Annotated in this window: 7 protein-coding genes; 2 read left to right on the top strand and 5 right to left on the bottom strand. The window is 66.7% G+C overall.

Going from position 1 to position 11,810, the window contains the following annotated elements:
* Window positions 1–55: 55 nt before the first annotated feature.
* From AC5P56_RS19000 to AC5P56_RS18980, 5 genes are all read right to left on the bottom strand, one after another.
* Window positions 56–373, bottom strand: coding sequence for a hypothetical protein (locus tag AC5P56_RS19000; RefSeq protein ID WP_032960678.1), 318 nt, complete (start codon window positions 371–373; stop codon window positions 56–58).
* A 142-nt stretch (window positions 374–515) separates the two neighbouring features.
* Window positions 516–902 carry an SseB family protein gene (locus AC5P56_RS18995; RefSeq protein WP_032960680.1) on the bottom strand — a complete coding sequence of 129 codons (387 nt, stop codon included), beginning with the start codon at window positions 900–902 and terminating at the stop codon, window positions 516–518.
* A gap of 121 nt (window positions 903–1,023) precedes the next feature.
* On the bottom strand, window positions 1,024–2,739 hold the full coding sequence (locus AC5P56_RS18990; RefSeq protein WP_134808594.1) for an alpha-amylase family glycosyl hydrolase: 1,716 nt from the start codon (window positions 2,737–2,739) through the stop codon (window positions 1,024–1,026).
* Window positions 2,739–4,226 (bottom strand): MFS transporter, encoded by a 1,488-nt coding sequence (locus AC5P56_RS18985; protein WP_495231853.1) that lies wholly within the window; start codon window positions 4,224–4,226, stop codon window positions 2,739–2,741. Before AC5P56_RS18985 ends, AC5P56_RS18990 begins: the two co-directional genes overlap by 1 nt.
* The gene (locus tag AC5P56_RS18980) at window positions 4,223–6,415 is read right to left on the bottom strand and encodes a glucosidase family protein (protein ID WP_495231852.1); all 2,193 of its coding nucleotides are present in this window, start codon (window positions 6,413–6,415) and stop codon (window positions 4,223–4,225) included. Before AC5P56_RS18980 ends, AC5P56_RS18985 begins: the two co-directional genes overlap by 4 nt.
* Window positions 6,416–6,652: 237 nt before the next feature.
* Between AC5P56_RS18980 and AC5P56_RS18975 the strand changes: the two genes are divergently transcribed.
* Both AC5P56_RS18975 and AC5P56_RS18970 read left to right on the top strand, forming a co-directional pair.
* Window positions 6,653–8,707, top strand: coding sequence for a glycoside hydrolase family 97 protein (locus tag AC5P56_RS18975; protein WP_495231851.1), 2,055 nt, complete (start codon window positions 6,653–6,655; stop codon window positions 8,705–8,707).
* Between the two features lie 275 nt (window positions 8,708–8,982).
* Window positions 8,983–11,736 (top strand): TonB-dependent receptor, encoded by a 2,754-nt coding sequence (locus tag AC5P56_RS18970; RefSeq protein WP_185741874.1) that lies wholly within the window; start codon window positions 8,983–8,985, stop codon window positions 11,734–11,736.
* Window positions 11,737–11,810: the final 74 nt, after the last annotated feature.

The raw sequence follows: 11,810 nt of genomic DNA, 5'->3' as shown, positions 1-11,810 counted from the left end.
CCTTGCTGTAGTGCCGAGCCCTGCCCCGCACACCGTCCACGACAACCGCGAAAGTTCAGCGCACCGGGGCCTTCGGCCCCAGCAACGCCAGCAGCACGAAGACCACGATCGAGGCGACGGTGCCAAGCACCGCCGGCAACCCGAATGCCCACGCCGGACGGCCCTGCTGGCGCGCCCACTGGCCCAGATGCCAGGCCGCCCCCAGGTTGATCAGCCAGGCAATGGCGAACACCGGCCACAGCACCATGCCCACCGCACGCAGAACAGGCATGGACACCAGTGCGGCGACGATGGCCGCGAACAGGAAGACCAGTGCGGAGCGGGAATGGCGTGATCGTGCCGGTGCGTCGGCGGGTGATTCGCTGAATTCCATGGAGAGTGCCTCGATCCCGATGTAGTCCAAAGGGGATCACGTACGGTGCCCGAAGGGAAGCTCTCTGTAGTATCGAGCCGTGCTCGACTGATCCGGCATTGCGCGAACGGCAGCCGAGCATGGGCTTGGCTCTACATGACAATCAACCCTGGGCGAAGTCCTTCAGGATCTCGCCGACGCCACTGGGCGAGATCTCGAAGCCCAGCGAAGTGCCCGGGTTGATCACCACGCCGTAGCCACCCGGCACGCGGCGCAGCACGTCCAGCATCCGCCAGCGGATCTGGTGTTCGGCCTGCTGGCTGTAGATGCCCACCCGCGACGGATCGGTGAACACGGCCACGTGCAGGGTGCCCTGCTTGTCGAACAGCAGCGGGTCGAAGCCGCTGCCATCGGGGGTCACCAGGCTGCCGGTCAGCAGTACCACCTCGGAGGCGACGAAGGCCTCCATGAAGGCGCGGATCGGCACCGACCCGTCCATCGCCGCCTTCAGCAGGGTTTCGATCGGGGTCTGCGGGGCGAGGTCGGTCATGGCGATACGGCGGGGCATGAGGGGGGCCTATTGTGCCGGATATGGTCACCCCGGTAGTGCCGGCCGCTGGCCGGCACCTGAAGGTGCCATGGATTCATGGGTTGCCGGCCAGCGGCCGGCACTACCGCCCCAGCCGCACGTCCCGCGCCCGCTGGTCGGCCATCGCCTTGTCCAGCTCGGCCTGCAGCGCCGGCTGCTGCACGGTGGCATCGAGCACGTACACCTTCACCCCGTGCGCCGGCACTTCGGCCTTCAGGGAAGCATCCACCTGCAACGAACCGCCGTCCAGCGCATCACGCCAGCGGCCCGCCTGGACGTACCGCGCCACGGTGAAGGTCTTCGCACTGTCGCCCTTGTTCAGCAGCACCAGCGCGGTCTGCGCCACCTCGCCATGCTGCAGCACGCGGAAGAACACCGCCTCATCACCCTGCAGGCGCTCATTCACCTGCAGGCCGCGCTGCAGCGCCGGAGTGGCTGCGCGCAGCCGGGCGATACGCTGCAGCGGCGCGAAGATCGGACTCTTCGGCGCAGCATCCACACGCGGCTGGCCGAAGTAAGCGCGATTGCCGGCATGCTCGGCACGGCCACGCATGAAGCCCGTCTCCGAGCCGTAATAGACCACCGGAATGCCGCGCGCGGTGAACAGCCAGTTGTGTGCATCGATGAAGCCACTGTCGCTGGCCTGCAGTCGTGGCATGTCGTGGTTGTCGTAGAAGCTCATCAGCTCATACGGGTTGGCATACGGCCCACCGCTCAGATGCAGCGGCTCGGCCAGGGTCTCGAAACCCTTGCCGGCGGTGCCGAACGCCTGCTCCAGTGCACCGCGCAACGGGAAGTCGAGCACGCTGACGTTGGCGTTGGCCGGCCAGGTGTGCTCTGCAATGCGCGCGGCATCGTAATCGAACGCTTCGCCGAACATGAACATGCCCGGGTGCTCGGCGCGGATACGCTTGACGAAGGCATGCCACCACGGGTGCGGCAACCAGCCGATGGTGTCGATGCGCAGCGCATCCACGCCCTGAGCGGCCCATTGCAGGTAAGCACCGACCAAGTAGTCCATCACCGCCGGATTGTCCTGGTTGAAGTCGGACAGCTCGGCAAGGTTGCCATCGAAGATCGAGCCGTCCTTGCTGTCGACCGGTCCAATGCTGTTGTAGAACGCGTGCAGCGGGTTGTGCTTCGGATCCAGTTCCTGCGGCGGCAGGTTCTGGTGGTCGGCGATCAGTTTTCCGTCCTTGTCGAAGATCTGCCCGAACTGCGGCTGCCGTGTCGGCATGGTCCAGGCCGGCGAACCGTGGTTGCCTACGATGTCCAGCACCACCTTCAAGCCGGCACCGTGCAGGCCCTTGGTCAACCCGGCGAAATCCAGGTCTTTGCTGGGCAGGTGCTCATCGAGCTTGTAGAAGTTGATGCCCCAGTACCCGTGGTAGCCGGTCTTGCCGCGGTCGGTCAGCGTGCTGGTGCAGCTGATCGGCTTGCTGCCGGTAAAGGCCTCGTCCGGGTTGTCGACGATGGGCGTGATCCACACCGCGCCGAAGCCGAGGTTGCGGATGTACTGCGCATTGTCGAGCACGCCGCGGAAGTCGCCGCCGAGATAGCCGATGTTGCCGTCCACCTTGTCCGGGCAGGGCACCGGAATATCGAAGGTGCGGTGCACGCCGCCCTGGTCACGGTGATCGTTGGACGGATCACCGTTGACGAAGCGGTCGGTGACCACGAAGTACACCGCATCGCTGGCGAACGGTTCGGTGGTGCCCACATAGTCCGGGCGCGGCGCGGCCGCCGCATGGCCGGCCAGCAGCATCAAGGAAACAGCAACAGACAACGCAGCACGCATCACACCACCTCCGGACGGGACGGAACCCACAACACGCACAGGCCGGCAATGAACAGGCTGCAGCCGCCCAGCACCAGCACATGCATCGGCTGGCCGCCCAGCAACGTGCGCAGGGCGAAGCCGAGTGCACTGGCCGCCACCAGCTGCGGGATCACGATGAAGAAATTGAAGATGCCCATGTACACGCCCATCTTCGATGCCGGCACGCTGTCGGACAGCAGTGCATACGGCAGCGAGAGGATGGACGCCCAGGCGAAACCGACGCCGACCATCGACAGCAGCAGCCAGTGCGGGTCGCGGATGAACATCAGCGAGACCAGGCCGGCACCGCCCAGCCACAGGTTGACCAGGTGGCTCCAGCGCAGGCCGATCGCACGCACCATGAGTGGAATCAGCACCGCCGCCAACGCGGCGAACCCGTTGTAGGCGCCAAACAGCACGCCCACCCAGTTGGCGCCCTCGTTGTAGGCCGCCGACTCTGGTTCAGTCGAACCGAAGTGGGCGCCAGCCACCGCGGCGGTGGTGTAGATCCACATCGCAAACAGCGCGAACCACGAGAAGAACTGTACCCACGCCAGGCGACGCATGGTGACCGGCATCGCGCGCAGGTCGCCGACGATGGCGGCCAGCATGTGCGTGGCCGGCAGCGTACGCGCGAGCGCCAGCAGCAGGCCATAGCCGGCACACAGGCCGGCCAGCACGTACAGCATCCGGTCGCCCTGCCGCCAGGTTATCAGCAGCGCCAGCAGTACGCCCAGCCCCAGCCATCCGGCCACCTGCACCCAGGGCGCCGGGCCGCTGATCGGCGCCGCTGCGTGACGTGCCGGAGGTTCGGCGTCATCGAAACCGGCCAGCTCCGCCGGTGAGTATTCGCGGGTGCTGACCACCGTCCAGGTGATTGCCGCCAACAGCACCACCGCGCCGAAGTAGAACGCATAGCGCACGGTATCAGGCACCTCACCTTCGGCGGCCGTATTGGCGACCCCGAAGTGGGCCAGGATGAACGGCAGGAAGCTGGCGACGATGGCGCCCACGCCGATGAAGAAGCTCTGCATGGCATAACCGGCCGGACGCTGGCGCGGCGCCAGCTGGTCGCCGACGAAGGCGCGGAACGGCTCCATCGACACGTTGATCGAGGCATCGAGTACCCACAGCGTGCCGGCGGCGATCCACAACGTCGGCGAGTTCGGCATCACCAGCAGCGCCAGCGTGGTCAGCACCGCTCCGATCATGAAATAAGGACGGCGGCGCCCCCAGCGCGTCCAGGTGCGGTCGGACAGGTAACCGATCACCGGCTGCACCAGCAGGCCGGTCAGCGGCGCGGCGATCCACAGCCCGGGCACCGCGTCGATGTCCGCGCCCAGCGTCTCGAAGATGCGGCTGGCATTGGCGTTCTGCAGGGCGAAGCCGAACTGGATGCCCAGGAAGCCGAAACACATGTTCCAGATCTGCCAGAACGACAGCTGCGGCTTGGCGGTACGATTCATCGTGCGCCCTCTGCCGCGGCCACCGGCGCCACCATCAGCGCCTGCACCTGGGCCTGGTTGAGCACGCCATCGCGTCCGCCCTTGCCCCCGGTGTAGTGCGCGAAGTGCTGCAGCGCGCTCATGTTGAAGCCTTCTTCAAGCGTGACCGTGCATCGGCCCTTGGGCACCGTGAATGTCGCCGAGGTCGAGTCCTGCACGGCCACGCTGTGCGGCAGGGTGACGGTGTGCCGCTGCAACGGCTGGCCCGGGCACTGCAGCACCAGCTGCTTCACCGCAGCGGTGACGCCGGTGTTGATCGGCCCGTTCGGATTGCGGTACTGCAGGCGCAGGCGCACCTGCCCGGCCCTGGCGGAGGTGAACTGCCAGCGCTGCGTACCCTTCAGTCGCTGCTGCGGACCGACGCAGACCATCGGGCTGTGCAGCGATTCAATTGCACCGTCGCGCCGGGTCAGGCTGAGGCAATGCTGCAGGCCATCGTCACCGATGCGTGCCAGGCCATTGCTGGCGGCGAGCGCCCGGCCGTCCTGCCACAGCACCTGGCCGGCAGCGACCACGACATTCCAGCCCATGCCCTTGCGTTGCACCTGCGGTGCGGCCGGCGTGGCCGGTGCGCGCGCATCTGCGTCGGCCGTCGTCGCCGCGCTGCGTGGCGCCGCTGCGGCGGGCACCAGCTGCACGGTGGTGGTGGCGCCACGGGTCTTCACCTTGCCCGCCACCAGCAGGCCATCACCCACCTGCTTCGGTCGCTCCAGCACATAACGCCTGCCATCGGCCTCCAGGGAGATGCGGCGCTGATTGCCGAACAGTTCGGGCACCAGCACGGCCGGCAGCTTGGGCTGCACGCGGCCATCGTCCTGCACGCCGAATACGCCCTCGACCACCATCGACAGATAGCCGGCCACCGACCACAGCTGGCGTTCGGAGTTGACCACCGGGCCGCTCAGCACGCCCTCGTCAACATGCACCGCCTGGCTGACCAGCTCGTAGTTCTCCATGTTGGAACCGGCCAGCGCGGCGCCCTGCATCAGCGAGCGGATCTCGGCGGCGATGCGCGGTGCATCGTCCAGCTGGCGCGCCGCGCGCAGCGAATAGGCACTGACGAACGGCCAGATCGCGCGGTTGTGGTAGATCGGCTGCTGCGCCTCCTGCGGCCACACCACCGGGCTGCCGGCCGGGCCCATCGGATACGCCGCCAGCGCACGCCGCGCGCGCTCGGGCGGCAGCACCTCGGCCAGGATGCCCAGCGACAGGCCGAGCAGATCGACCTTGGCGTACGGCACCGGGTGCGCGGCCTCGCCGATGTAGCTCATGTACTGGCCGATATCCTCGCGCCAGAAGCGCGCATTGATCTGCTGCGCCAACGCATCGGCCCAGGCCCTGTAGTCGGTCGCGCGGGCATCGCCGTGCTGCCCGGCCAGGCGTTCGGCCAGGCGCAGTGCCTGGTAGTGCAGCAAGTTGGTGGACAGTGCGTAGGAATCACCGATGAAACGCACGTCCTCGCGGGTCCAGTCTGGATAGGTCTGCTCGCGCCAGTCCAGGAAGGAGGTCTCGCCGCGGTACAGGCCCATCTGCGCGTCGAACACCATCGCGCGGTCCTGCGCCAGCGTGCCCTGCAGCGCCTGCCAGACCTGATCGGCAAACGCTCGGTCCTCCAGCAGGTGGCGTGCCGCCAGGAACCACACCACGCGATCACTGCTGATCGGCCAGCTGCCGCCGGAACCGGTGTCCTGCGCCACGAACAGGCCGGGCGTACGCCCGTCACGGGCTGCCGACAGCTTGAACTGCAGCGACTGCCGGGTGCGCTGCGGGTCCAGCCGCGCCAGCGCCAGGTCGGCGGCGAAGCTGACATCACGGGTCCACACATAGGGCCAGCGTGCACCGGTCTGGAAGCACTCGCACGGGACCGGCCGGCCCTCGTCGAACGCCGGATCACGGATCGCGTCCACGCGGTCCTGGGACATCTCCTGCTGGGCGAGCGCGAACAGGGCATCGAACATCACGCTGCCGGTCTGGCTGCGCATCGGTGCGGCTGCGATCTGCACTGCGCCCTTCGGCGCATGCAGCACGAAGCTGCCCTTGGCAGCGGCTTCGGCGCGCGCATGGCGACCGTCGAATTGCAGGTCGGCCGCCTGCGCGGTCGATCCCAGCGCTGCCCCCAGGGCAGCGGTCAGGCAAATGATCTTCAGCATCGAAGCGGCGGACCGGCTTGCGCCCGTCGGCCTCCCTCCCTCTCTGCACGCGTTGTAGGTCCGCACCGTCGTTGCCGGCGGGCGGGCGCGGCCCCTCCCTCAAGGTGCCTGGGCCCCATGGTAGACGCGGGGCTGTCGGCTGCGTCCAGTTGCATACGTATTCATGGCATCGCGCGGTGGCGCGCCCGCCGCGCTGGCTTATGGTCCGGGTCTGCCAACGGCGCCTTGGGAGGGGAATTGCCGATGTCATCCACTGCTGTACGCGCGGTGTTCGCGCACATGCTCGGGCTGGCCCTGATCGGGTGGTCCACGCTGGTACAGGCCACGCCGCAGGTGGCCAGCGTCGAATCGCCGGGCAAGGTATTGAAGGTCAGTCTGCTGCTGGACGGCGGCACCGCCCGCTACCGTGTCGAGCGCCTGGGCGACACCGTGGTGGAGGATTCGAAGCTTGGCTTTGCCCTGCGCGACGGTCGCCTGGACCGCGATTTCGCCCTGCTGGGCCAGCAGCGGCGCAGCGTCGACGACACCTGGGAGCAGCCGTGGGGCGAGCGCCGGCTCACCCGCGACCACTTCAACGAGCTGACCGTGCAGCTGACTGAAACCACCGGCCGCAAGCGGCGGCTGGATGTGGTGTTCCGCGTCTACGATGATGGCCTTGGCTTCCGCTATGTGTTCCCTGAGCAACCGAACCTGCGCGAAGCCATCATCGATGACGAACTGACCGAATTCGCCATCGCGCCCGAATCAACCGCCTGGTGGATTCCCGCCGGCGAACCGATCCACTACGAATACCTGTATCAGCACACGCCGCTGCGCGAAGTGCCGCTGGTGCATACGCCGATGACCCTGCGCAGCCGCGATGGCCTGCACGTGGCGATCCACGAGGCCGCGCTGGTGGACTATGCCGGCATGTGGCTGCGGCGCACCGAGGGGCAGCGCCTGCGCGCGCAGCTGTCGCCCTCGGCCGAAGGCTGGAAGGTACGCCGCACCCTGCCCTTCGCCACGCCGTGGCGCACGCTGCAGATCGCCGATCGTGCCGGTGGCCTGGTCGAATCGGACCTGATCCTCAACCTCAATGAACCCAACGCGCTGGGCGATGTGAGCTGGGTGAAGCCGGCCAAGTACCTGGGCGTGTGGTGGTCGATGCACCTGGACAGCGAGAGCTGGGCAACCGGACCGAAGCACGCGGCCACCACCGCCAAGACCAGGAAGGTGATCGACTTCGCCGCCGCGCATGGCTTCCGTGGCGTGCTGGTGGAAGGCTGGAACCCGGGCTGGGACGGCAACTGGGTGGGCAATGGCTACGACTTCGATTTCACCCGTGCCACGCCCGATTTCGATATCGAAGCGCTGTCGGTGTACGGCCTGAAAAAGGGTGTGCACCTGATCGGCCACCATGAAACCGGCTGCGCCATCGAGCACTACGAGGACCAGTTGGGCGCCGCGCTGGACCTGTACGCACGACTGGGCGTGGACCAGTTCAAGACCGGCTACGTCTGCGACGACGGCCAGGTCGACCGCCGCAATCCGGCCGGGGGCCCACTGTGGCGCGAGTGGCACGACGGGCAGTTCATGGCCCGCCACCACCTGAAGGTGGTGCAGGAAGCCGCGCGCCGGCACCTGTCGGTCAACCCGCATGAGCCGATAAAGGATACCGGCCTGCGCCGCACCTATCCCAACTGGATCTCACGCGAAGGCGCGCGCGGCATGGAATACAACGCCTGGGGCCAGCCGCCGAACCCGCCGGAGCATGAGGTCAACCTGGTGTTCACCCGCATGCTGGCCGGGCCAATGGATTACACCCCCGGCATCCTCAGCCTGAAGGGCCGCCACGGCCAGGCCATTCCCAGCACGCTGGCCCGCCAGCTTGCCCTGTACGTGGTGCTGTACAGCCCGATCCAGATGGCCGCGGACCTGCCCGAACACTACCTGCAGCATCGCGAGGCGTTCCGTTTCATCGAGGACGTGGCGGTGGACTGGGAGCAGAGCCGCGTGCTCGATGGCGAAGTGGGTGACTACGTGACGATCGTGCGCCGCGACCGCAACAGCCGCGACTGGTTCCTCGGCAGCATCACCGACGAACACGGCCGCGTGCTGCCGGTACCGCTGGGCTTCCTGGAGCCAGGCGTGCGCTATCGCGCCGAGATCTACCGCGATGGTGAAGGCGCTGATTTCCGCAGCAACCCGTTCGCGTTCGCACGCGAAACCCGCGAGGTGACCAGTGCCGATGCACTGACGCTGGTGCTGGCACCGGGCGGTGGGCAGGCCATTCGCTTCACGCCCATCCACTGAACGTTTTCCTACCTGCGCTCCCGTAGCGCCCGAGCCCATGCTCGGGCGGCGGTGCGTAGCACCGAAACGCAGCCGAGCATGGGCTCGGCTCTACCGAACAAGGCACCTGAAAGCGATTACAACCCTGCAGACGCCATTGAATACGTATGCAGGGTGATTCCCGCGAAGAACGCGCTGCCTACCATAGCGGCGACGACAGCGGCCACCGCGTCGCACGTTCTCGGCCCCGCCGGAACGCTCACAAATCGATCTGCAACATTGCCTGGGAGGGGAAAATGTTGAACCACAAGCGCAGCGCGCTGAGCATCGCGCTGGCCGTTGTCCTGGCGCCGACGCTGGCGTCGGCACAGTCCACGCAGAACACCACCACGCCGGCCGGCACCGCCGCCACCAACCTGGATACGGTGCAGGTCACCGGCATCCGCCGCGGCATCGAGAGCGCGATCGCGGTCAAGCAGGACGCCACCTCGGTGGTCGAGGCAATCTCCGCTGAAGACATCGGCAAGCTGCCCGACGTCAGCATCGCCGAATCCATCTCGCGCCTGCCCGGCCTGGCCGCCCAGCGCGTGGCCGGCCGTGCGCAGGTGATCAGCGTGCGCGGCCTGTCGCCGGACTTCGCCACCACCCTGCTCAATGGTCGCGAAGTGGTCAGCACCGGCGACAACCGCGGCGTCGAGTTCGACCAGTACCCGTCCGAGCTGGTCAACGGCGTGACGGTGTACAAGACCCCGGACGCGGCGCTGGTCGGCCAGGGCCTGTCAGGCACCATCGACATGCAGACCGCGCGCCCGCTCAGCTTCGGCGAGCGCGTGATCGCGGTCAGTGGCCGCTACCAGAAGAGCTCGCTGGGCCGCGCCGCCAACACCGATCCGTACGGCAACCGCTTCAGCGCCAGCTACATCGACCAGTTCCTGGACAAGACCCTGGGCATCGCCATCGGCTATGCGCACAGCGACATGCCGATCCAGGAGAACCAGGTCGGCCTGTACGAGCCGTGGACCACCGAGCACACCGACAAGGGCGACCGCCCGGGCGTGGGTGCCGGCACCTACTTCTCCGATGGCATCAAGGCGCTGCGCCGCACCGGCAACAACAAGCGCGACGGCGTGATGGCCACGATCCAGTTCCGCCCGAACAACAGCTGGACCAGCACCTTCGATGCCTTCCACACCGAAGCCGAGCAGATCGACACCGCCAACCAGTTCGAGCTGAACCTCAGCAACTACAACGGCAACTACACCCCGGGCCTGCTGGTCAGCAACCCGCAGGTCAACGCCAACGGCTCGTTCACCGGCGGCACCGCCAGCGGCGTGTATCCGCTGGTGCGCGGCATGTACAACAAGCGCAAGGACAAGATCGATGCGTTCGGCTGGAACAACGAGTTCAACTTCGGCGGCGTCAAGCTGGTCGCCGACCTGAACTACTCCAAGGCCACGCGCGACGAGCTGAACCTGGAAAACAACCTGCAGCTGACCCCGATGCCGCAACTGGATACGGTCGGCGTGTCGATCCGCCAGGACGGCTTCTCGCAGATCACCCCGGGCCTGAACTACTCCAACCCCGATGCACTGTTCCTGACCAACACGATCTACGGCTCCGGCTACGGCAAGGTGCCGCAGGTGGAAGACCGCCTGAAGGGCGGCAAGCTGGCTGCCACCATCGCCCTTCCTGATGCCATCGCCTCGTGGGCACCGGACATCGACATCGGCGTGAACTATGCCGACCGCCGCAAGGTGAAGACCCAGTCCGAAGGCAACATCCTGCTCGGCGCACAGGGCGATGCCAACATCGCCTCGGACCTGCAGTACCGTCCGGTGGACCTGGGCTTCGCCGGCCTCGGCACCATCCCGGCCTGGAACGTACCGGCCGCTGTGGGTCGTTACATGACCTTCAACCCGGTCGACAACCTGGACTACCTGATCCCCAAGTCGTGGACGGTCGAAGAGAAGATCACCACCGCCTGGGCGCGCCTGAACATCAACACCGACATCGGTGAAGTGGGCGTGCGCGGCAACATCGGCGTGCAGATGCAGCACACCGACCAGAGCTCGGATTCGCGCTACTTTGACCGCTCCCGCCCAGCGGGCGAGAACGTTCTTCCTATCGCCAGCGGGAAAACTTATAACGATTGGTTGCCGAGCCTGAACCTGGCCTTCCTGTTCCCGCACCAGCAGACCCTTCGCTTCGCCGTCGCCAAGCAGGTCGCACGCCCGCGCGTGGATCAGATGCGCGCCGGTCTGGATTTTGGTGTTGCCCGAGAAACCGGCAAGCCCGGGGCCAGCGGCGGCAACCCCCTGCTGGATCCCTGGCGTGCAACCGCGGTCGACTTGTCTTACGAGAAGTACTTCGGCGAGAAGGCCTACGTAGCGGCGGCGATCTTCTACAAGGACCTGAAGAGTTACGTCTATACGCAGACAATTGATGGTTATGATTTCAGCGACCAAGTGGCCAACTGGGTTTCTCAACCAGGTGATGCGCCGGTGCTGACCACCGGCACCTTCTCCGCGCCGCAGAACGGCAAGGGCGGCACGTTGAAGGGCCTGGAACTGACCGCATCGTTCCCGCTGGACATGCTGACCGACAGCCTGCGTGGCTTCGGCCTGCAGGCCAGCGCGACCTTCAACAAGAGCGACATCACCATCCTGGATCCGGAGAGCGCCTCCAGCGTGGGCAGTGACCCGATCAGCCTGCCGGGCCTGTCCAAGCGCGTGTACAACTTCACTGCCTATTACGAGCGCAGCGGTTTTGAAGCACGCGTCAGCCAGCGCCGGCGGTCGGACTTCATCGGTGAGATCGGCAACTTCAACGGCAACCGCAGCCTGCGCTATGTCGTCGGCGAAAACGTGACCGATGCGCAGGTCAGCTACACCTTCAGCGACAGCAGCGCCCTGCGTGGCCTGACCCTGCTGCTGCAGGGCAGCAACCTGACCAACGAGCCGTACCGCACCTACGCCGGCAGCAAGGACCGCCCGCTGGAGTACATCGAATGGGGCCGCACCTACATGCTGGGCGTGAACTACAAGTTCTGAGGCAGCGCCGGGCCCTGCCCGGCAGCCCGGACCCGGTAGTGCCGGCCGCTGGCCGGCAACAGGAAACAGGGAGC

The sequence above is a fragment of the Stenotrophomonas sp. YJH_SMC_131 genome (genome assembly GCF_059367975.1).
Note: the sequence above shows the minus strand (reverse complement) of the source record. Positions and strands in the feature narration are given on the sequence as shown.

Coding starts and splice junctions, on each gene's coding strand:
- AC5P56_RS19000 (WP_032960678.1), bottom strand. CDS start 373: ATGGAATTCAGCGAATCACCCGCCGACGCACCGGCACGATCACGCCAT.
- AC5P56_RS18995 (WP_032960680.1), bottom strand. CDS start 902: ATGACCGACCTCGCCCCGCAGACCCCGATCGAAACCCTGCTGAAGGCG.
- AC5P56_RS18990 (WP_134808594.1), bottom strand. CDS start 2,739: ATGCGTGCTGCGTTGTCTGTTGCTGTTTCCTTGATGCTGCTGGCCGGC.
- AC5P56_RS18985 (WP_495231853.1), bottom strand. CDS start 4,226: ATGAATCGTACCGCCAAGCCGCAGCTGTCGTTCTGGCAGATCTGGAAC.
- AC5P56_RS18980 (WP_495231852.1), bottom strand. CDS start 6,415: ATGCTGAAGATCATTTGCCTGACCGCTGCCCTGGGGGCAGCGCTGGGA.
- AC5P56_RS18970 (WP_185741874.1), top strand. CDS start 8,983: ATGTTGAACCACAAGCGCAGCGCGCTGAGCATCGCGCTGGCCGTTGTC.